This window comes from Pseudarthrobacter sp. 10T415 (assembly GCF_056394175.1).
Genome location: NZ_JBFTHJ010000013.1, coordinates 1 through 19,816 on the forward strand (window position 1 = coordinate 1; position 19,816 = coordinate 19,816).

General features: G+C 66.5%; 21 protein-coding genes. 12 read left to right on the forward strand and 9 right to left on the reverse strand.

The features are described from left to right. Positions 1–285: L-serine ammonia-lyase, iron-sulfur-dependent, subunit alpha (locus AC1DBN_RS15590; RefSeq protein ID WP_477723594.1), on the forward strand; the 285-nt coding region annotated here is incomplete at its 5' end. A 41-nt stretch (positions 286–326) separates the two neighbouring features. On the opposite strand, the gene AC1DBN_RS15595 is transcribed toward AC1DBN_RS15590, so the two are convergent. Further along, a complete protein-coding gene (locus tag AC1DBN_RS15595; RefSeq protein WP_314216636.1) occupies positions 327–872 on the reverse strand; it encodes a TspO/MBR family protein in 546 nt (181 codons plus the stop codon). Positions 873–1,089: 217 nt separating this feature from the next. Here AC1DBN_RS15595 and AC1DBN_RS15600 point away from each other — a divergent pair, with 217 nt between their 5' ends. From AC1DBN_RS15600 to AC1DBN_RS15610, 3 genes are all read left to right on the forward strand, one after another. Beyond that, positions 1,090–2,163 (forward strand): lipid II:glycine glycyltransferase FemX, encoded by a 1,074-nt coding sequence (locus AC1DBN_RS15600; protein ID WP_314216638.1) that lies wholly within the window; start codon positions 1,090–1,092, stop codon positions 2,161–2,163. Between the two features lie 108 nt (positions 2,164–2,271). Next, positions 2,272–3,585 carry a peptidoglycan bridge formation glycyltransferase FemA/FemB family protein gene (locus tag AC1DBN_RS15605; RefSeq protein WP_314216639.1) on the forward strand — a complete coding sequence of 438 codons (1,314 nt, stop codon included), beginning with the start codon at positions 2,272–2,274 and terminating at the stop codon, positions 3,583–3,585. Between the two features lie 52 nt (positions 3,586–3,637). Further along, a complete protein-coding gene (locus AC1DBN_RS15610) occupies positions 3,638–5,173 on the forward strand; it encodes a threonine/serine exporter family protein (protein WP_231994461.1) in 1,536 nt (511 codons plus the stop codon). Between the two features lie 81 nt (positions 5,174–5,254). On the opposite strand, the gene AC1DBN_RS15615 is transcribed toward AC1DBN_RS15610, so the two are convergent. Continuing rightward, complete coding sequence (locus AC1DBN_RS15615; RefSeq protein ID WP_477723595.1) at positions 5,255–6,094, reverse strand: siderophore-interacting protein; 840 nt, start codon at positions 6,092–6,094, stop codon at positions 5,255–5,257. Between the two features lie 14 nt (positions 6,095–6,108). Next, entirely contained in the window at positions 6,109–6,879 is a 771-nt protein-coding gene (locus AC1DBN_RS15620; RefSeq protein WP_477723596.1) for a uracil-DNA glycosylase, read from the reverse strand. A gap of 132 nt (positions 6,880–7,011) precedes the next feature. Here AC1DBN_RS15620 and AC1DBN_RS15625 point away from each other — a divergent pair, with 132 nt between their 5' ends. The 5 genes from AC1DBN_RS15625 to groL all read left to right on the forward strand — a co-directional run bounded on the left by AC1DBN_RS15625 (position 7,012) and on the right by groL (position 11,637). After that, on the forward strand, positions 7,012–7,365 hold the full coding sequence (locus tag AC1DBN_RS15625) for a DUF3263 domain-containing protein (RefSeq protein ID WP_477723597.1): 354 nt from the start codon (positions 7,012–7,014) through the stop codon (positions 7,363–7,365). 45 nt (positions 7,366–7,410) lie between these two features. Next, entirely contained in the window at positions 7,411–8,055 is a 645-nt protein-coding gene (locus AC1DBN_RS15630) for a LytR C-terminal domain-containing protein (protein WP_091718413.1), read from the forward strand. A 186-nt stretch (positions 8,056–8,241) separates the two neighbouring features. Further along, positions 8,242–8,448 (forward strand): cold-shock protein, encoded by a 207-nt coding sequence (locus AC1DBN_RS15635; RefSeq protein WP_015936110.1) that lies wholly within the window; start codon positions 8,242–8,244, stop codon positions 8,446–8,448. 104 nt (positions 8,449–8,552) lie between these two features. Beyond that, positions 8,553–9,719 carry an ABC transporter substrate-binding protein gene (locus tag AC1DBN_RS15640; protein WP_477723598.1) on the forward strand — a complete coding sequence of 389 codons (1,167 nt, stop codon included), beginning with the start codon at positions 8,553–8,555 and terminating at the stop codon, positions 9,717–9,719. A 289-nt stretch (positions 9,720–10,008) separates the two neighbouring features. Continuing rightward, on the forward strand, positions 10,009–11,637 hold the full coding sequence (gene groL, locus AC1DBN_RS15645; protein WP_091718417.1) for a chaperonin GroEL: 1,629 nt from the start codon (positions 10,009–10,011) through the stop codon (positions 11,635–11,637). 89 nt (positions 11,638–11,726) lie between these two features. On the opposite strand, the gene AC1DBN_RS15650 is transcribed toward groL, so the two are convergent. Then, a complete protein-coding gene (locus AC1DBN_RS15650; RefSeq protein WP_477723599.1) occupies positions 11,727–13,037 on the reverse strand; it encodes an ABC transporter substrate-binding protein in 1,311 nt (436 codons plus the stop codon). Between the two features lie 255 nt (positions 13,038–13,292). On the opposite strand from AC1DBN_RS15650, the gene AC1DBN_RS15655 reads away from it, so the two are divergent. Beyond that, the gene (locus AC1DBN_RS15655) at positions 13,293–14,426 is read left to right on the forward strand and encodes an RNase H family protein (RefSeq protein WP_477723600.1); all 1,134 of its coding nucleotides are present in this window, start codon (positions 13,293–13,295) and stop codon (positions 14,424–14,426) included. 5 nt (positions 14,427–14,431) lie between these two features. On the opposite strand, the gene AC1DBN_RS15660 is transcribed toward AC1DBN_RS15655, so the two are convergent. The 3 genes from AC1DBN_RS15660 to AC1DBN_RS15670 form a co-directional block, all read right to left on the reverse strand. Beyond that, positions 14,432–14,719: a WXG100 family type VII secretion target gene (locus tag AC1DBN_RS15660; protein WP_091718423.1), complete on the reverse strand. Its 288-nt coding sequence runs from the start codon at positions 14,717–14,719 to the stop codon at positions 14,432–14,434. A 110-nt stretch (positions 14,720–14,829) separates the two neighbouring features. After that, entirely contained in the window at positions 14,830–16,305 is a 1,476-nt protein-coding gene (locus AC1DBN_RS15665; RefSeq protein WP_477723601.1) for a sensor histidine kinase, read from the reverse strand. Positions 16,306–16,307: 2 nt separating this feature from the next. Continuing rightward, entirely contained in the window at positions 16,308–17,018 is a 711-nt protein-coding gene (locus AC1DBN_RS15670; protein ID WP_056083743.1) for a response regulator transcription factor, read from the reverse strand. Between the two features lie 327 nt (positions 17,019–17,345). Between AC1DBN_RS15670 and AC1DBN_RS15675 the strand changes: the two genes are divergently transcribed. Further along, positions 17,346–18,086 (forward strand): polysaccharide deacetylase family protein, encoded by a 741-nt coding sequence (locus AC1DBN_RS15675; protein WP_477723602.1) that lies wholly within the window; start codon positions 17,346–17,348, stop codon positions 18,084–18,086. On the opposite strand, the gene AC1DBN_RS15680 is transcribed toward AC1DBN_RS15675, so the two are convergent. After that, positions 18,051–18,740 (reverse strand): hypothetical protein, encoded by a 690-nt coding sequence (locus AC1DBN_RS15680; protein ID WP_477723603.1) that lies wholly within the window; start codon positions 18,738–18,740, stop codon positions 18,051–18,053. The two genes, AC1DBN_RS15675 and AC1DBN_RS15680, sit on opposite strands and share 36 nt — an antisense overlap. Positions 18,741–18,847: 107 nt before the next feature. Between AC1DBN_RS15680 and AC1DBN_RS15685 the strand changes: the two genes are divergently transcribed. Beyond that, a complete protein-coding gene (locus tag AC1DBN_RS15685) occupies positions 18,848–19,258 on the forward strand; it encodes a phosphotransferase (RefSeq protein ID WP_477723604.1) in 411 nt (136 codons plus the stop codon). A 22-nt stretch (positions 19,259–19,280) separates the two neighbouring features. On the opposite strand, the gene AC1DBN_RS15690 is transcribed toward AC1DBN_RS15685, so the two are convergent. Next, complete coding sequence (locus tag AC1DBN_RS15690) at positions 19,281–19,799, reverse strand: DUF427 domain-containing protein (protein ID WP_314215486.1); 519 nt, start codon at positions 19,797–19,799, stop codon at positions 19,281–19,283. Positions 19,800–19,816 lie beyond the last annotated feature (17 nt).

The following is a 19,816-nucleotide window of genomic DNA, read 5'->3' on the forward strand; positions in this document are numbered from 1 at the left end:
ACCCCGGCGCAGGTGGAGAACGCCGCGGAAATCGCGATGGAACACAACCTGGGCCTGACGTGTGATCCGATCGGCGGGCTGGTGCAGGTCCCGTGCATCGAGCGGAACGCGATCGCCGCGGCGAAGGCCATCAACGCGGCGAAGATGGCCCTCTGGGGCGACGGCACCCACCGCGTCTCCCTCGACGAAGTCATCATCACCATGCGCGAAACCGGCAAGGACATGTCCTCCAAATACAAGGAAACCGCCATGGGCGGCCTCGCCGTCAACGTCGTCGAATGCTGACAACCAGCCCGGTCCGTCATGGCCCGGGCCTGCGGCGGACGTTAGTTGTTGATGGCGGCCCACACGTTCAGTGTTGAGGCGTAGACCAGCCACGCCACGTAGGGCAGCAGCAACAACCCGGCAGTTCGGCTGATGGGGCCGAAATACAGGATGGTGACGACGACGGCGACGATCAGCGCCAGGATGATCACCAGGGCCAGCCACAGCGCCGGCGTTCCCAGCGTGGGGTAGAGCCCGAAAAACATCGGGGTCCAGGCGAGGTTCAGGACCAGTTGGACGGCGTAGGCAATCATGGCCGGACGCGTGCGCCCGGTGCGTTTGCGCCACACCAGCCAGGCGGCCATGGCCATGGCCGTGTACAACAGGGTCCACACGGGGCCGAAGACAAAGTTCGGCGGCGTCCAAGGGGCCTTCTCGGCAGTGGCATACCAGCCGTCGACGTTGCTGGTGGAAGCGAGTCCGCCAAGGCCCGCCACCAGGAAGGATGCCACCAGGAAACCCGCCAGTGCGCCCACCTGGACCGCCGGCCGGTACGGACGGAACTTTCGCTCCGACGGCAAGGTGGACTGTCCCGTGTTTGGCTCCATCTCATCACCCTTGCGAATGGCCGTGCGCGAGTCAAGGCAGGCGCGCGGAGGCGTCCCGGGCCTGCCGGACGGCCGCCTGGCAGACCCCCGGGCGGGTCCCCGGGGCACGGCCCGTGCCGCCCAAGGCTTTAGACTTGAGGCTGCATGTCCGCGCAGGAACGGCAACAGCAGCACCGAGAACAGCACCGAGCATCAACCCCGATTGGACACGGCCCCCTTGCCAGAATTCACCGCACGTTTTGCCACAGCCGAGGAAATTGAAAACTGGGACAAGCACGTCACGGCCAACCCCAACGGCGGCAACATGCTGCAGTCGGCGGCCTACGCGTCCGTGAAGAACGGCAGCGGCTGGAAGGTCCGCTTCCTGGTGCTGGAAGGCGTCGAGACCGCCAGCTACAACCTGGTCCTGGAGAAGGCCGTCCCGCTGCTGGGACGGCTCTGGTATCTCATCAAGGGCCCGGACCTCGCCGACGCCGGCCACCTCAAAGCGGCGTTGGAGTCCTGCGCCGCCCTGGTGCGGGAGCGGAAGCTCAACGTGTTCACCATCAAGATCGAGCCGGACATCGTGGATTCCGATGCCGCCCGCGCCACGCTGGCCGCGGCCGGCCTGGCCAAGGCCCCCAACATCCAGTCCAACGACTCCACGGCGCTGCTGGACATCTCCGGCACTGACGAGGAAGTCCTCAAGGCCATCTCCTCCCGCGCCCGCAACGCCGTCCGGCGCGCCGAACGGGAAGGCTGCGAGGTAGTGCGCCAGGAGCCAGGGCCGGAAACCTACCGTGCCCTCTACGACCTCATGGCCGACACCGTAAAGGCCAAGGGATCCATGCCCTTGCGCACTTACGAGTACTACGCGCAGTTCTGGGACGAATTCTGCAACCGCGGCCAGGGCAACTTCTTCTTCACCTACGAAGACGGAAAGCCCAGTGTCGGCGCGTTCGTCATCAACTACGGTGCCAAGGCAACCTACAAGGACGGCGGCTCCACGCAAAACCGTAAACAGTACGGCGACTCCCACCTGGTCCAGTGGTCCGCCATCCGGAGGATGCAGGAACTTGGCTGCACCGAATACGACTTCTGCGGCACGCCCCCCGCATCCCGGATCAAAGACAAGAGCCACAACCTGTACGGCATGGGGATGTTCAAGACGAGCTTCACCAAGACCGTCACGGACTTTGTGGGGTGCCACGACTACGTACTTTCACCCCTCCGGCACCGGTTGTGGGTCAAGGGCGGTGAGCGGGTGTTCCGCCGCATTGAAACGGCGCGCACCGGCCAGCAGTTCTACTGACCACGACCCGCCGGTCCGCTGCCCGGTAACCCCACGGCACGGAAGACGACGCTCCCGCCCCAGCACCTGCCAGGCAGGCCCGCGACAAGTTCCAGAGAAGGTAATCCCTTGAACCAGGTTTCCACCACCACCGCTCCCGAATACACGGTCCTCAGCGACGACGAGTTTGAGGCCTTCGCCGTCAAGCATCCGCAAAACAGCTTCCTGCAGTCGGCCGATTTCAGCCGCTTCCAGCGCGCCCGCGGACAGCAGGTGGAACTGTTCGGTATCCGCCGCAACGGAGAACTCGTGGCCGCGGGGAAACTGAACTTCACCACCACCCGGCTCGGGTACACCGTGTGCGAATGCGCCAAGGGACCCCTGATGGACTACACGGACCCTGCCCTGGTGCGTGACGTCGTCGTACTTCTCCGCAGGCGCGCGGCCGAGCGCAAAGCTGCCGAACTGCGGATCTCACCGAACCTGAAGTACATTGCCCGCGACGAGGACGGGGCCGAGCACCCGGAAACCACGGACAACCGGCCGCTGGTGGCGCGGCTCGGCGGCCTCGGATTCCGGCACCAGGGCCTGGAGATGAACTTCGTGAACGTCAACTGGATGTTCGTCAAGAACCTCCAGGGCATCGCGGACCCGGAAGAGCTGATCATGGGCACCAGCTACCGCACCCGAAAAGCCATCCGCAAGGCCGAAAAGAACGGGGTGTTCCTGGAGCAGGCCACGCTGGAAACACTGGACGACTTTTACGGCGCGCTGAGCCGGGCCGGGGACGAGAAGGGCTTCGTCTACCGGGAACGGGAGTACTACGAGAACCTGCTCCGCACCACCTCGCCGGAGTTCACCAAGCTCATGATGGCCAAGATCGACATCCCGGCCTACCGCAAGTCCATCACCGAACGCCTCGACGCCGAATCGGCCACGGCCGCCGAACTTCGGCGCGAGGTCGAGGAGACGGGCAGCAAGAAGAAGGCCAACCGGCTCAAAGTGGTCCAGGATTTGGTGGACAGCTACGAGCGCAGCCTCAAGGACATCGAACGCTTCCCGGACTCGGTGGGTGTGGCCACCGTGGCCGCCATCCACTTCGTCTGCTACGCCGACGAAGTGGTGTGTGTCATCGGCGGCACCGTGCAGGACTACATCTACTTCAACGGCGCCACCTCGCTGTACTGGGGCATGATGCTGCACGCCCTTGAGAAGGGGTACCCGAGGTACAACTTCTACGGAACCTTCGGCATCTCCGGGCAGGACCAGGAAGGCCACGGCGGCTACGAATTCAAGAAGGGCTTCGGCGGTGAAGTGGTCCAACTCGTGGGCGACTTTGTGATGCCGGTCCGTCCCGCCGCCTTCCACGCCAACAGGCTGGCCAGGTCCGCCGCCGGCGCTGCCCGCACCCTGCTGGGCAAGCTTCCGATTAAGCGCGCCTGACCCACATATCCGCACCAGCGCACCACACCAGCGCACCAGGGAGGAGGAGATCATGGCCGACCGGCGCGATCATCCCAAAGCTCAACCAACCGGCGCCAAGGACCGCCCGCCCACGGGGCCGGCCCGGGCGCTGCCCCGCACCGAAGCCCTGCCCAAAACCGAACCGCTGACGGCCGCCCAGGTCCGCCAGAACGCTGCGGCGAAGAAGATGCTGCGCCGGCTCGTCCAGGGCGAGAACCCTCCCACCGCGCCGATGAGCATCGTGGACAGGCTGACCGGCAGCCCGTACGCCAACCCCACCATCCAGGTCAGCGGCGTGGATGCGTCCGCCCGCAAGACCCTGGACTTTGTCCTCCACCTCGCTGAAACCATGTTTCGCTACGGCGCCGGCGCCCTCGAAGTGGAGACCAGCATTATCGCCGTCACGGCCGCGCTGGGTCTGAAGTACGTCGAGGTGGACATCACCAACCAGTCCGTCGGCATCAACTACGCCCCCAAGGACCAGCCGCCCATCGCACTGCTGCGCGTGGTCCGGTCCTGGACCAACAACTACGCCGGCCTGGCCAGGGTGCACCAGCTGGTCACCGACATCGTGGCCGGGGGAGTGGGCCGCGACGAGGCCATCAGGCGGCTCAACGAAATCATCACCAGCCCCAAGCCGTTTCCGCGCTGGATGGTTACCTCGGCCTTCGGTGTCTTCGCGGCCGTGTTCGTCGGCGTGCTTGGCGGCGGCCCGGTTTCCTCCGCCATCGCCTTCGCAGCCAACATCGGCATCAGCCTCCTGGCCCGCCAGCTGGGACGCTGGCGCGTCCCTGACTTCTTCATCACGGCGAGCTGTTCCTTCGTGGTCACCCAGCTGGCGCTGCTGCTCTGGCAGTTCGGCCTCACCAAGTCACCGGCCATCGTGGTGGTGGGCGGAATCCTCCTGCTGCTGCCCACAGGCCGCCTGGTGTCCTCGGTGCAGGATGCCATCAACGGCTTCCCCGTCACGGCGGCCGGACGGTTCCTTTCAACGCTCCTGACGTTCGGCGCCATCGTGGCGGGCATCGCCGTCGCCTTCGTGGTGGGCGAGCTGACCGGGGCGCAGCGGATCGACGTCACCGAAACGTTCCCGCCCGCCTACGACCTGTGGGTCCTCATCATCTTCGTGGCGGTGGCCGTCATGGCCATCGGCATCACCGAGCAGACCAGCTGGCAGCTGCTGCTGCCCACCGCGGCCGTGGGAGTCATCGGCTACCTGGTGCTGCTGGGCGGCGGCCTGCTGGGCATCGGTGACCGGTTCGCGCCCGCCCTGGCGGCCGTGGTGATCGGCCTGCTGGCCCGGGTGCTGGCGCTGCGCATGGGAGCCCCGCAGCTGGTGGTGGCAGTCCCCGCAGCGCTGATCCTGCTGCCGGGCCTGACGATCTTCCGGTCCATGTACGTGCTCACCATAGAGGACTCGGAGATCCTGCTCGGTGCCGGCGGGATGCTCAGCGCCGGGGCCATCGTCCTGGGCACTGCGGGCGGCATCGTCCTGGGCGACACCCTGGCCCGCCCGTTCACCCGCAGCCTGGCCAGCAACGAACGCCGGCGCGCCCGGCGCCGTTAGGCTCCGGACAGACCAGAAAAGCGCGCCACGGGCTCCTGCCCGGGGCGCGCTTTTGTTTCCCGGTTCGCGCCGGATGTGCCGCTAGATCTTTCCCACAGGGAGCTTCTTTTCCGCCTGGAAGACATCCTCGACCCGGCCCTGGGCCCAGTAGCCGGACAGCGAGACCTGGCTGCGCTCAAGTCCGCGCTGGGCGAAGAAGACATCCCGCAGCGCCTTCATGTAGCCGCGCTCTCCATGGGCAAAGACGTCCACGGTCCCGGAAGGCCATTCCGCGCCGGCCACGGCGTCCACGAGCAAGCGGCTGGCGCCGGCCGGTTCCCCGTTGCGGGCCAGCCACTGGACCCGTACTCCGGCCGGGGCGGAAACGGGCTGGATGTCGGCCTCGGTATCCACTTCAAGGAACGCCAGCCCCGTGGCGTCCGCAGGCAGGGCTTCCAGGCTCGCTGCGATGGCTGGCAATGCAGCTTCGTCACCGGCGAACAGGTACCAGTCGGCGTCCGGGTTGGGGTTGTATGCGCCCCCGGGGCCGGTGAACGTCAGGGTGTCGCCGGGTTCCGCAGCAGCCGCCCACGGCCCGGCCAGCCCCTCATCCCCGTGGACCACGAAGTCGATGGAAAGCTCGCGCGCCCCAGGATCAACCCGGCGGATGGTGTAGGTGCGGGTGGTGGGCCACTGCTCCCGCGGCATGGTTTCGCGGATGGTGGCCAGGTCAAAGGAGGCGGGATACTCCACTCCGGGCTGCGGGAAGATGATCTTGATGTACCGGTCAGCAAAGCTGTTGTTCACGAAATCGGCGAAGCCGTCACCACCGGCCACAATCCGCACCATATGCGGGGACAGTGACTCCCTCCTGAGCACCGTGAGGGTGACCTGGGGGCGGCTCTTTTTCGGGGCGCCGGCAGCGGCGGGAACAGTGCTCATAAGGCAAGCCTAAGCTAGGGCAAAGGCGGGAGTTCCCAGGTTACGGCCTCTGCCCCCTGCTCCTGCAGCAGCCGGTTCACCCCGCTGAAGGGCCGGGAACCGAAGAAGCCCCTGGACGCGGACAGGGGGCTGGGATGCGCGCTGGACACCGCCGGCCGGCCTCCCAGCAGCGGGCGCACCGATTCGGCGTCTTTGCCCCACAGCACCGCAACCAGCGGCAGGGGCGACCCGTCTGCAGACGTGCGGGCCGCGAGGGCGGTGACGGCCGCCGTCGTAATCCTCTCCCAGCCCTTGCCCCGGTGCGACCCGGCCGCCCCGGCGCGGACACTCATGACCCGGTTCAGGAGCAGCACGCCCTGGCCGGCCCAGGTGGAGAGGTCGCCATGGATCCGCGGCGGCAGGCCAAGATCGGATTCCAGTTCCCGGTAAATGTTGGCCAGGCTGCGGGGGATGGGCCGCACTTTCCCGTCCACGGCGAAGGAGAGGCCGACCGCGTGTCCCGGCGTGGGGTAGGGGTCCTGCCCGACGACCAGGACCTTGACGTCCGCCAGCGGTTGCCGGAACGCACGCAGGACGTTCGACGGCGCCGGGAGGACGTGGTGCCCGGCGGCTTCCTCGGTGCCCAGGAACGCGAGCACCTGCCGGAGTTCGGCTTCCACGCCGGCAAGGGCGGCCGCCCAGTCCGGGGCAACAAGATGCTCCAGCGGCTGCCGCGCAAGGTCAGCGAAGCCGCCGCCGGGAAGGGGCTCAGGTTCCAGTTCGAACAACGCATCTGATTCAGCCACCGTCCCATTCTTGCAGGGCGCCGGAAGCGCGGAACGGTGCAGGCTGCCGGAGCGGGATGCCAAATGACAAGGCTGTTATTCGTCCGTAGCATGGGGGTGAGACATTTTCCGTAACCAGCGAAGGAGTGCGCCGTGGCTGAACCGGCCCGGGAACATCTGACCGGTTACCTGCCGGAGGGCGGCGGGGGAGACGGCCAGGCCAACTCACTGTTGGCGGACTTCACCCTCAAGGATTCTCCGCTGACCGAGCGTGAGCAGCAGATCCTTGCCCTGGAGCGGCAGTGGTGGAAGTACGCCGGAGCCAAGGAACAGGCCGTCAGGGAACTTTTTGACCTCTCCGCAACGCACTACTACCAGGTGTTGAATGCCCTGATCGACAGGGAAGATGCGCTGGCCCACGATCCCATGCTGGTTAAGCGATTGCGTAGACTACGTACGTCGCGCCACCGTGCACGCACCGCGCGGCGCCTGGGATCCGACGCCTAGGACGCCCCGCCTTTTCAGCAGCCACCAGCAAGGATCCATCCCACCATGACCAAATACGCCCGCGATGAATTCGACAAGGTCCCGGAGACGGCGTCGCGACAAGGTGTCCACCGGACGGCCACCGCACCGTCCCGCGTGCGGCTGTGGCCCATCCTTGCAGTTGGCATTGCTGCCCTGGCCATCGGCCTGGTGTCCTTCCTGATCCTTCCCAAGCTGGGCCTTGGCGGTACCGAAAGCCAGGCCTCGGCTGTCGTGTCCGAGGCGCCGCTGGCTGACACAGGCGCCACGCCTTCCGCCGCTGCGGACAAGGCGTCCGAACCGTCGGCAACGGCCCAGCCCTCCACGGATCCCAGCGCCGAAAGCACCACTGAGCCGGAACCCGGGCCCAGCGCCACAGAGTCTGCCGGGCCGGAACTGGACAAGACCCAGCCGGTAGCCGTTTACAACGCCGCCGGAACATCCGGACTCGCCAGCCGGGTGGGCGGAACGGTGAAGGCGGCAGGCTGGACGCTGGGGCAGGTGGGCAACTGGGCCGGCGCCCCGCAGCAGGGCTCCACGGTGTACTACTCCGGAGCGGACCAGGCAGCCAATGCGCGCGAGCTGGCCAACCTGTTGGGCGTGCCCACCGTAGTGGCAAGCACCGATTTCCAGGTGCCCTTGGTGGTCGTCCTGGGTCCGGGCTACCGCTAATCCCGGACAAAGTGCCGGCGGTCACGCCTGAATAACGTTTACCGCCGCTCCTGCCGGCCCGCCTGCAGGACTGGGCAGCCTTTGGCTAGAGTGAAATCCAGGCCTCTGCCCGGTCCCTGCAACGCACGTCAACGCCGCGGCACCGCAGCAGGGGTCCTCCGGTCTCAACGGAAAGAGTGGGTCATCATGGCACTGGGAACCGTCAAATGGTTCAACGCCGAAAAGGGCTACGGCTTCATCACCGTGGACGGCTCCGGGGACGATATCTTCGTGCACTGGTCGGCCATCCAGGGCGAAGGCTACCGGGCGCTCGATGAGGGCCAGCGGGTGGAACTTGAAGTCGGGGAGGGCGAAAAAGGCCCGCAGGCCGAAAGCGTCCGGCCCGCCGAGTGATGCAGCCTTCCCTCCCGGCGGCCCGCCGTCGACCGGTGCTTGCCGCATCACTTGCTGCCGTCCTAGCCTTCAGCGCCTGCTCCGGAGTCACGGGCAATGCCCGCGTGGACACCGTTGAAGCATCCGGGGACGGTGTCCTCCGTGTAGGGCTGATCCTGGACAACGCCGGGGACAGCAGCTTCCTCAATACCTCCCAGCTCGCTGCGGCCCAGCTCGCCGTACGGGAAATCAATGCCGCGGGCGGCCACAAGGGCAGGCCCGTGGAACTCCTTCCCGTCCAGGCCGGCGGGGACACTGCCGCGCAGGCGCACGCGCTGGTCTCCGACAAGGCGGACGTGGTGATCGGCCCCACCGATTCAAGCCACGCCACCGAGGCCATCGATGTCCTGTCCCGGGCGCGGACACCGTTGATATCGCCCGCCAACACCGCCGCAGGCCTCAGCAGCGCCGAATCGGGCGGCTACTACTTCCGGACCACGGCCGCGGACGTTGCGCAGGGACCCGTCCTGGCCAAGCTCGCCAAGGACGGGGGCGCCAAAACCATCGCCATCCTCCACCAGGAGGGTACCTACGGCAAGGAAGTTGCTGCCGCAGTCGCCGACGCCGCCTCAGGGGCCGGGCTGCAGGTCCTGGACAACGCCGGGTTCGCTGCCGGCGAGGCCGGGGACGCCGCCCGGAAAGCCGGGGCCGCGAAGCCGGATGCCGTCGTCGTGGTTGCCCGCGAAGGGTCGCAAGGGGCACTGGCTGAGCTCAATAACGCGGGGGTCTCCGGGGCCAGCCTGCTGCTGAGCGATGGAGCATTCGCGCGCTACGGATCGAAACTGGGTACCAAGGCGCTGGACGGCGCCAGGGCCGTTGTGTCCGGTCAGCTTCCCAGCGCCGCCTTCCAGGCCCGCCTACTGGGTGTGGACGAGGGACTGAAGGATGTCACGTATGCCGCGGAAACATTCGATGCGGTGACTCTTGCCGCCCTGGCGGCGGCGCGTGCGCAGGATGACGCCGGCCCCTCCATTGCTGCCAACCTCGTGGCCGTCTCCGGCGGGACCGCCGCGGAATCCCAAGCCACGGCAGAGGCGGCCTGCACCACGTACAAGGACTGCCTGCCCGGCCTCGCCTCAGGGGGCGGCATCAATTACGACGGCGAGTCAGGTCCCATCGCGTTCGACACCAACGGGGACATCACCTCCGCCACCTTCACGGTGTTCACCTATGGCAGCGACAACATTCCGACGGCCACCGGACACGAAACCGCCGGCCGCAACGGCAGCTGATCGCCCTCGGCGAATACGGGCCCCAAACGCGTACCTGGGGGTCTCTTTCGCTTGCACTCTCACCGGGGGAGTGCTAATTATTGAGTTAGCACTCTGACGCACCGACTGCTAAAGGCAACGCCCGGTTCAGCCGGCGGCGCCCGGCACCGGCCGAGGAGCGAAGAAACACCTTACTGGAGTGAGGTTCCCACGCGGAGGCATACAGAGGCCGCCGTTCAGGAACCGTCCGTCGCGGGCACTGCAGCTGAGGTTCATTCTTAACGACTGTCCCGAAAGGACTATTGCCGTTATGGCCAAGATCATTGCATTTGATGAAGAGGCACGCCGCGGCCTTGAGCGGGGCCTGAACATCCTCGCCGACGCCGTTAAGGTCACCCTCGGCCCGCGTGGACGCAACGTCGTCCTCGAAAAGAAGTGGGGCGCCCCCACGATCACCAACGATGGTGTCTCCATCGCCAAGGAGATCGAGCTGGACGATCCCTACGAGAAGATCGGCGCCGAGCTGGTCAAGGAAGTTGCCAAGAAGACTGACGACGTCGCAGGCGACGGCACCACCACGGCTACCGTGCTGGCCCAGGCCCTCGTCAAGGAAGGCCTGCGCAACGTTGCAGCCGGCGCCGACCCGCTGTCACTCAAGCGCGGCATCGAAAAGGCCGTTGACGCCGTCACCGCCGAACTGCTGAACTCCGCCAAGGAAATCGAAACCAAGGAAGAGATCGCCGCCACGGCCTCCATCTCTGCCGGTGACGATGAAATTGGTGCCCTCATTGCCGAAGCCCTGGACAAGGTCGGCAAGGAAGGCGTCATCACCGTCGAGGAATCCAACACCTTCGGCCTGGAGCTGGAACTCACCGAAGGCATGCGCTTCGACAAGGGTTACATCTCCGCTTACTTCGTCACCGACGCCGAGCGCCAGGAAACGGTCCTCGAGGATCCGTACATCCTGATCGTCAACTCCAAGATCTCCAACGTCAAGGAACTGGTTGCTGTCCTGGAAAAGGTCATGCAGTCCAACAAGCCGCTGCTGATCATCGCTGAGGACATCGAGGGCGAGGCCCTGGCCACGCTGATCGTCAACAAGATCCGCGGCACCTTCAAGTCCGTAGCCGTCAAGGCTCCCGGCTTCGGCGACCGCCGCAAGGCCCAGCTCGCAGACATCGCCGTCCTCACCGGCGGCCAGGTCATCTCCGAGGAAGTCGGCCTGAAGCTGGAGACTGCCGGCCTGGAACTCCTGGGCAAGGCACGCAAGGTTGTCGTCACCAAGGACGAGACCACCATCGTCGAGGGTGCAGGCGACGCCGACCAGATCGCCGGCCGCGTTTCCCAGATCCGCGCCGAGATCGAGAACTCCGACTCCGACTACGACCGCGAGAAGCTGCAGGAGCGCCTGGCCAAGCTGGCCGGCGGCGTTGCAGTCATCAAGGCCGGTGCCGCCACGGAGGTTGAGCTCAAGGAGCGCAAGCACCGCATCGAAGACGCAGTGCGCAACGCCAAGGCTGCCGTTGAAGAGGGTATCGTCGCCGGTGGCGGCGTGGCCCTCATCCAGGCCGGTGCCAAGGCATTCGCCAACCTGCAGCTCTCCGGCGACGAAGCAACCGGCGCCAACATCGTCCGCGTTGCCATCGACGCCCCGCTGAAGCAGATCGCCTTCAACGCCGGCCTCGAGCCCGGCGTTGTGGTTGACAAGGTCCGCGGCCTGCCCGCAGGCCACGGCCTGAACGCAGCAACCGGCGAGTACGTCGACCTGCTGGCAGCCGGCGTCAACGACCCCGTCAAGGTGACCCGCTCTGCCCTGCAGAACGCGGCATCCATTGCCGGCCTGTTCCTCACCACCGAGGCTGTTGTTGCCGACAAGCCCGAGAAGAACGCTGCCCCCGTTGGCGGCGGCGACGAGATGGGCGGCATGGGCGGCTTCTAAGCCTCTCCGCCGGGACCTGTCCCGCTGAAACACGAATGCGGCCCCCTCTTCGGAGGGGGCCGCATTTTCCGTTTCCTGTGCTGCCGGAATTACTTCTTCGCGCTGGCGAGCATTCCTTCGACTTCCTTCTTGAAGGCGTCGGCGGCCGCCTGCGGAGTCAGCCGGTCATACAGCACTTCGTCGGTGTAGCGCTTGATCACGTTCTGCACGCTGCCCGCACCCACCGGCGGAACAGGGGGTGCTTCCTTGATGTCCGGAGCGATGTCCTTGAGGAAGGACACCACGGTGGTGTCGGCCGGCTTCAGGCTGGGCGTGATGCTTTCCACGATCGCAGCGTTGGTGGGCACACCGCGGTCCGTCATCAGGATGGCCCCCGCTTCCGGGCTGTTGGTGAGGTAGTCGATGAAGGCGGCCGCTTCCTTGGGATGCTTGGAGCGGGACGAAGCGGACCAGAACATGGTGGGCTTGTAGTACATGCCGTTCTTGGCTGACGCGCCGTCCTGGCTGGGCGCACGCAGCATCTTGATGGGGCTGGCCGTGGTGGACTCGAGCGAGCCGAGCTGGTTGGTCCACCACCAGGCCATGCCCACGCGGTTGGTGCCGAAGAGGCTTTCTTCAAGGCCCGCACCGGAGTCTTCCGTTGCTACCGTGGCCGGAGGGCTGGCCTTTGAATCCCGCTGCTCCTTCAGGCGCTCCCAGAACGATGCTGCGGTCGCGGTGTCGAAGTCCAGCTTCCCGTCCTGCGAGTACAGGTTCTGGCCGTGCTGGCGCAGCCAGATGATGAGGTCCGCCTCATTGCTGCCATAGGCCGCGCCGTACGTCTTACCGTCGCCGGAGGCGCTGATCTTGGCTGCAATGTCCAGGAACTCGTCCCAGGTCCACTTTGTATCGTCCGGGACCGGGACGTTGGCAGCCTCGAAGACCTTGGTGTTCGCCATGATGACGTAGGCGTTCTGCCCGGTGCTGAGGCCGTACTGGGCGCCATCGTACTGTCCGGAGGCGAGGGCCTCCTTGTCCAGCTTGGACGTATGGACTCCCTCCTGCTTCGACAGGTCAAGGAGTGCGCCCCGCCCGCCGTACTCCGCGATGTACTTCTGGTCCATCTGGATAACGTCCGGGGCATCATTGGCAGCGGTCTTGGTGGCCAGCTTGTCCCAATAGCCGCCCCATTCGCCGGGCTCTGACTCGATCTTGATGTTGGGGTGGCTGGCTTCGAAGGCGTCAATGACCTTCTCCGTCTGGGCGTTGAGGTATTCGTTGCCCCACCAGGCAAACCGCAGTGTGACCTGGTCGCCGCTGCCTGAACTGCCCGAGGCGCCGCAGCCTGTTGCCAGCAGCGTAATTGCCAAAGCTGCAGCTCCCAGCTGGAACCTCCGGCGGCTTACGGTTGGAATCGTCATCGATGTGCCTTCCTGAAATCTTTGCGCTTTCCCCGGGCGTTGCGCCGGCATCCGTGCCGTTCCGCCAGAGTGAGAAAGCGTTTTCTCATTCGATACAGTGATTGTGTCCTTGTTGGTCACGGGCAGTCAATAGTTTTGGGTAAACGTTTTCCCAAATTGTTTCCGTCATCCTGTTGGGCTTTCCGCTTTCCACACGGTCCCGCCTGTTCCCGGAGGCGTTCAGGCATTGTCGGGCCGGTCTGGCAGGATGGACCGGTGACGATTACTGCAGCGGCTGACGGTTCGGCCTTGGGAAACCCCGGCCCTGCCGGATGGGCCTGGTACGTGAATGATGAGTGCTGGCGGGCGGGCGGGTGGCCCCACGGAACCAACAACCAGGGCGAGTTGATGGCAGTGCTGGACCTGCTGCGCGCAACCGCGCACGTCCGGCAGGAGGATCTCCACATCCTGTGCGACAGCCAGTACGTCATCAACTCGATCACCAAGTGGATGCCCGGCTGGAAGCGGAAGGGCTGGCGCAAGGCAGACGGCAAGCCGGTCCTCAACGTTGAGCTCCTCAAGGAACTCGACCGTGAGCTTGCAGGGCGCAAATACACCTTCGAGTGGGTAAAAGGACATGCCGGCCACGACCTCAACGAGGCAGCCGACGAGCGGGCCAGGGCGGCAGCAACGGCTTACCAGCAGGGGGTTGCTGCCCGATCCGGGCCGGGATTCCCGGGCCACCGGCACGAAGCCGGAGGCGGCGCGACAGCGCAGGCCGGCACGCAGACTGCCACCGCACGGGTTGCCGCAGAGCAGACGTCCGATCAGCGCGCAGCATCGCAGCGCTCGGCGGCGCAACCTGCCACATCGGAGCGTGCAGCATCGCAGCATTCAGCACCGCAGCGCTCGGCAGCGTCCCCAGCTGCCGCACGGCCTGCCGCCAAGGCCGAGCCGGACCTGTTCACAGACCCGGGACTGTTCGGCGACCCGAAGCTTTTCAGCGAACCGGACCTCTTCAGTGAGCTGGGCAGCGAAGCCTTCGACACCGAACCAGCCGCGGCGGAGCCATCGGCTGAAGCGCAGGTGGAGGAACTCGAGCGTGAACTCCTGGGCCCCCTTGTCCGCGGCGACATGGGCCGCACGGCCGTACTGCTGCACCCCGACTTCATGGAGATCGGCAGCTCAGGCCGGGTCTGGACCCGGGATGCCATGATGATGGCCCTGGAGGAGGACCCGGGGGAGCGGACCGACATCGAGATCCTCGGGACCGACCGCATCGGCACCAGCGCTGTCCTGCTGACCTACCGAAGCTTCGCCCGCTCCGGCGCCACCCTGAGAAGCTCACTGTGGGTCCTCGACGGCGGCCGCTGGCGGCTGCGGTTCCACCAGGGCACGCCGGAGGCATAAACGGCCTAACTGAAGCGCTGCGTGTTTCCCTGTTCCGCCTGGGCGTAGGTGGCGGCCGCGGAGGCCAGCGCCGCATTGATGGAGGCCAGCGATGCCTCCACCCTGCCCTGCGTGATGGTCCACTCGGTGATCAAGGCCTGGAAGTTTGTGGCCGCGGAGCCCCGCCAGGACCCCTGGAGCTCATCGAGGCCGCGCTTCATGGTCTGGACGTCGGTGCTGATCCTGTCCACGGTGGCCTGGACGCTGGCCGACTTCAGTTGCAGCAGTTCGGTATCGACGGAGATGATGCTCATGGCTGTGCCTTTCGCTCGCGGCGGGGCAACGCAGGTTGCCCTGGCCCGGCTGGTCCGGGCCGCTGAAACGAGCCTAGGGACGGCCAGGACGGTGGGCCACGGCCACGGAGCTATATGTGGATAACCTTGTCGTCGCTGACCTCGTCCTCGCTGTCCGCCGCGGCCTCGTCCCGGTACGGCAGGCTGACCACCATGGTGGCGCCCCCGCCCTCTGTCTCCTGTACGCGGACAGACCCGCCATGTGAACCAACAATCGCGGCAACGATAGCCAGGCCCAGGCCGCTGCCGCCCGTGTCCCGTGTACGCGAGGTATCTGCGCGGTAGAAACGCTCGAAGACCTTGGATGCGTCTTCCTCGGAGATGCCCGGGCCGTGGTCCCGCACCTCAACCACGGAGCGCGCCTGCCCGTCCACCGTCCGCACGCCGACAGCCAGTTCAATGGGGCTGCCTTCGGGGGTGTAGCGCAGGGCGTTGCCCACAAGGTTTCCCAGCACCTGCCGGATTTTGGCCTCATCGCCGAGTGCCGGTGCCGGCTTGGCCGGTCCGTCGTCGAGCCCGGCGAGCGAGATCACGCGGGACCGGTCGCTGGCCTGGGTGTCCACCACCGCGTCATGTGCGAGGAGCTGCAGGTCCACGGGCTTTTGCTGCAACGGCCGCTGCTCGTCCAGACGGGCCAGGAGGAGGAGGTCCTCCACCATGGATCCCATGCGCTTGGCTTCGCTTTCGATCCGCCCCATGGCGGTGGTAACGTCCTCGTCCGTGGTCAGGGCTCCGTGGCGGTACAGCTCGGAGAAGCCGCGGATGGTCACCAGCGGGGTCCGCAGTTCGTGCGACGCATCGGCAGCGAAACGCCTCATCCGTGCCTCGGACGCAGTGCGGGCGGCGAAGGCCGTCTCGATATGCGCCAGCATCGCGTTCAGTGAGCTGCTGAGCCGGCCCAGCTCGGTGGCCGGGTTCTCGACGTCCACGCGGCGGGACAGGTCTCCGGCGGCGATGGCGGCGGCGGTCTTTTCCACCCTTGCCAACGGCCGGAAGGAGCGCGAGACGGTCCAGCTGGCAATCAGTGAGGCGAGCAGGAGCGTCAGCAGGCCGACGCCCGTGACCACCAGGGTGGCATGCTTGAGGACGTCATCAACGCCTTCCAACGGAAGTCCGATGACCACCACCGCCGGGCGGTTGTTCGAAAGCACCGTGACGGCAACAACCCGCCAGTTCTGGCCATCGGTACCGCCCACCTGGAACGGGACGCGGCCCCGGGCCTGGGCCTGTTCAGTGGTGATGGATTTGATGTCCGGGTGGTTGTCGGCGTCGCCGCCGAGCCGGAGGGGCTGCTGGTCGGCGCCATAGAGCAGCAGCGAATAGTCCGTGGGGACCTCCGGGCTGGAGCCCTGCAGCTGTGAAAACGACTGCTGCTGCTGGGCCAGGTCGACTGCGGCGTTGAGCTTGTCATCCACCTGGCCCTGGAGGTAGCTGTGCAGCAGCGCCAGGGTCCCTGCCCCGGTCACCGTCAGGGCGACAATGAGCAGGGCCATGATCATGGCCACCAGCTGCGTCCTCAGGGATGAGGACTTCCACCGTTTCAGCAAGGTCAGCGCTTTTCGGCCGTCCGGAGCACGTAGCCCACGCCGCGTTTGGTCTGGATCAGGGCAGGGGCCTCGGGATCGATGTCCACCTTGCGGCGCAGGTAGGAAATGTAGGACTCCACGATGGAGGCGTCGCCGTTGAAGTCGTACTCCCAGACGTGGTCCAGGATCTGCGACTTGGACAGCACACGGTTGGGGTTCAGCATCAGGTAGCGGAGCAGCTTGAACTCGGTGGGGGAGAGTTCAATGACGGTGCCGCCGCGGCGCACTTCGTGGGCGTCGTCGTCGAGCTCGAGGTCGCCCACCCGGATGACGGCGTCGTCGTCGAGGAGCGGCTGCGTGCGGCGGAGCACGGCGCGGATGCGCGCCACCACCTCGTCGAGGCTGAACGGCTTGGTGACGTAGTCGTCCCCGCCCACGGTAAGCCCGGTGACTTTGTCTTCGGTGTCGTCCTTGGCGGTGAGGAACAGGACCGGGAAGTGCTTGCCCGAGGCACGCAGCCGGCGGGTGACGGTGAACCCGTCCATGTCCGGAAGCATGACGTCGAGGACAGCCAGGTCCGGCGCGTGGGCGTCGGCGGCTGCCAGGGCGTCGCGGCCGTTGGCCGCGGACACTACTTCGAAGCCGGCGAACCTCAGTGATGTGGACAGCAGCTCACGGATGTTGGGTTCATCGTCAACAACGAGGAGCTTCGCTTCGGGGCCGTTCTTGTTCATGTTCCCATCATGCTCCCAGTCTCTGGGAGTTGTCTGGATGTTCCATGGAAGAACGTTGCGTATCATCGGCGCGGCTGCAGGCGGAATCCTCCGGTGCCCGAAAGAGGCGGGAAATGCTCCCACCTGCCGCGCGGGCCCACAAGGGTGGAGTGCCCCCTCCCAGCCGCCGGCTTCCCCCTCTTTTATGGCCCGCCCCGCTGCCTCCTACCCGTCCGCGCGGGCGTTCCCCACGTGTCACCGGGGGCTGTTTACAGTGCCTTAAACGCCGCCGTATGGTGCTCATCTAGGAAGGTTGCGGGCAGCCTTGGGCAAGGGAGGATCAGCACGATGAAGAGCAAATTTGCCACCATGGCCCTGGGCGCAGGAGCCCTTGTCATCGCCCTGCTGGCGGGCGGCCCCACGCAGGCCGCGCAGGCAGCCGACGAACCCCTGGTTGGACTGACGTTCGACGACGGGCCGTCGCCACAGCGCACGGCTTACGTCCTGGACGTCCTGAAGGCGAAGAACGTGAAGGCAACGTTCTTCCTGCAGGGGGCCAACGCGCAGCTGTACCCTGACCTCGTGCGGCGGATCAAGGCCGAGGGGCACGTCATCGGCAACCACTCGTGGAACCACGCCGATTTCCTCGAGATCAGCCAGGCGGACCAAAAGCAGCAGATAGACAGCACGAATGCGGCCATCCGGGCCGTGACAGGTGAGACGCCCCGCCTCATGCGGTTCCCGTTCGGCAACAGCACCCCGTACGCAGCGAATTACCTGCGGACCATCGGCATGAGCGGCGGGATCCTCTGGCGTTGGCACATCGGCCAGCCCGGTGACTTTGAGTGCCCGGGGGCTGCCGGAGTCCAGAAGTTCGTCATGGATGAGGCAGCACCCGGGGCGATCATCCTGCTCCATGATGCCGAAGACGTCCTGGCCTGCCCGGCTTCACAGTGGACATACCTCGCAACCACCATTGACGCGCTGCGTGCCCAGGGCTACGAATTCGGGGTAGTGGCTCCCTCCGCCACCGCCAACCCGCTCAACGAGGGCTCACCCGCCGTCGTGGTTCCCCCGGCCGGCTCTTAGCCGGTGATTGACGCGGCGGAGCTGGCCGTCCCCTCCCTGCTGCGCCAGGACCTGCCGGCAGTGGTGGACGCTGCCCTGGGCCGGCGCGGCATGGTGGTCATCCGGGCCCAGGCACACAGCATCATCCAGCCCGGGGCCAACATGACCACGGGCGGGCTCTGGCGGATCCAGGGAACGGCACAGCAGGCCGGACCAGCCAACGCAGCGGAACCCGTACCCTTCAGCGTTATTGCAAAGCTCACCCAGTCGCCACTGTTGTGGCCCGGCATCCAGGCTGTACCTCCGGAGTTCCGCGGGCAACTGGCGGAGCGCTACCCGTGGCGCACTGAAGCGCAGGCATACGCCGCCGGGGTCAGCACAGCATTGCCCTTCAACGCCCGGATGCCCGAGGCATTCCGGATCACCGAGCTGGATGCGCAGCGGATCCTCATCTGGCTGGAGGACGTGGACGACGACGGTGCCCAGGGGTGGAGCGACCAGCAGTTTGCGGAGGCGGCCTTTGTCCTGGGCGGCCTCGCGGGCAGCCCGGACGTGGATGCGTGCGTCACGGCAGTGCCGGATGCCACGACATCGCGGCGCCTGGAGTTCTTCCTCGAGGGCGTCGGAACGCAGCTGCTTATCCCGGCGATCATGGACGACGACGTGTGGCGGCACCCGGTGGTGGCCGGCGCTGCGGACCCCGCGGTCATCAGCGGGCTGCGTAGCCTGGCAGGGAGGGCCCCGGACCTGGTAAACGTGCTCGTGGCCCTGCCCAATTCCCCATGCACGGCGACGCCAGCCCACAGAACCTGCTGGCCGGCGCATCCAACGGCGGGGACGAAGCGTTCATCCTCATCGACTGGGGAAGCTTCGGCAGGGGCCCGGCCGGATTCGACCTGGCGCAGCTCCTGGCCGGGCGGGTCAACGACGGCGACATGCCGGGCAGCGACCTTGTCCGGTTGGCGCCGCTGTGCGTGGACGCCTACTGCAATGGAATGGCTGAGGCCGGAACCGAACCCGATGCTACGGCCGTCGCCCGCGGCCACGCCGCCGCCATGGCCGTGTTCACCGGCCTGTCCGCACTGCCGTTGGACCAGCTGGGGGCGCCACGCCCCGGGCTGGAGGACGTGGTGGCCGGGCGGCTGGACATGGTCCGCTTCATCCTGGGACGGCTGGACGCGCTTGGCATGTAGGCGTGTGCCAGGGCAGCCGGACTCACCATCCCAGCGTGCCGGGCTCACCCTTGAACGGCCCCACCACGTTGTCGGTGACCCAGCCGCCGTAAAAGCCCCCGGCCTGGGGGCGGGCAACTTCGCCGTCCACCTCGCAGCGGTCCATCGGCCCCGCATAGACAGCCACCCGGCCTGCCAGTTCCGCGTAGCCGGGGAGGGGCTGAGGGTAGGACCAGGCGGCCCGCTCTGCGGACCGTCCGCCGCCGCGAACGGTGAAGTACTCGGCCTGGCCCTTGAACTCGCACCAGCTGGTTCCCGGGGCGGGCTCCAGGGCGCCGGGAAGGAACGCCGCGCGCGGAAGGTAGTAGACGGGCGGATGGCTGGTTTCCAGGACCCTGAGCCAGTCCGTGGTGTCGAGGATCAGTTCTCCGCCCAGGAAGATCCGGATCCGACCGGAGCCGGGTTCGACCCGCGGCGGGCGCGGATAATCCCACACGGATTCCTGGCCGGGACCGGGAACCACGGGCTGGGTGGGAAGCGATGGACGTTTGCTCTGCCGCATGCTTCCAGTGTGCACCC

What these genes read in the sequence shown, in the direction of transcription:
- AC1DBN_RS15595 (WP_314216636.1), bottom strand. Translation starts at nt 872, where the DNA reads ATGGAGCCAAACACGGGACAGTCCACCTTGCCGTCGGAGCGAAAGTTC.
- AC1DBN_RS15610 (WP_231994461.1), top strand. Translation starts at nt 3,638, where the DNA reads ATGGCCGACCGGCGCGATCATCCCAAAGCTCAACCAACCGGCGCCAAG.
- AC1DBN_RS15615 (WP_477723595.1), bottom strand. Translation starts at nt 6,094, where the DNA reads ATGAGCACTGTTCCCGCCGCTGCCGGCGCCCCGAAAAAGAGCCGCCCC.
- AC1DBN_RS15630 (WP_091718413.1), top strand. Translation starts at nt 7,411, where the DNA reads ATGACCAAATACGCCCGCGATGAATTCGACAAGGTCCCGGAGACGGCG.
- AC1DBN_RS15635 (WP_015936110.1), top strand. Translation starts at nt 8,242, where the DNA reads ATGGCACTGGGAACCGTCAAATGGTTCAACGCCGAAAAGGGCTACGGC.
- groL (WP_091718417.1), top strand. Translation starts at nt 10,009, where the DNA reads ATGGCCAAGATCATTGCATTTGATGAAGAGGCACGCCGCGGCCTTGAG.
- AC1DBN_RS15650 (WP_477723599.1), bottom strand. Translation starts at nt 13,037, where the DNA reads ATGACGATTCCAACCGTAAGCCGCCGGAGGTTCCAGCTGGGAGCTGCA.
- AC1DBN_RS15660 (WP_091718423.1), bottom strand. Translation starts at nt 14,719, where the DNA reads ATGAGCATCATCTCCGTCGATACCGAACTGCTGCAACTGAAGTCGGCC.
- AC1DBN_RS15670 (WP_056083743.1), bottom strand. Translation starts at nt 17,018, where the DNA reads ATGAACAAGAACGGCCCCGAAGCGAAGCTCCTCGTTGTTGACGATGAA.
- AC1DBN_RS15675 (WP_477723602.1), top strand. Translation starts at nt 17,346, where the DNA reads ATGAAGAGCAAATTTGCCACCATGGCCCTGGGCGCAGGAGCCCTTGTC.
- AC1DBN_RS15685 (WP_477723604.1), top strand. Translation starts at nt 18,848, where the DNA reads ATGCACGGCGACGCCAGCCCACAGAACCTGCTGGCCGGCGCATCCAAC.
- AC1DBN_RS15690 (WP_314215486.1), bottom strand. Translation starts at nt 19,799, where the DNA reads ATGCGGCAGAGCAAACGTCCATCGCTTCCCACCCAGCCCGTGGTTCCC.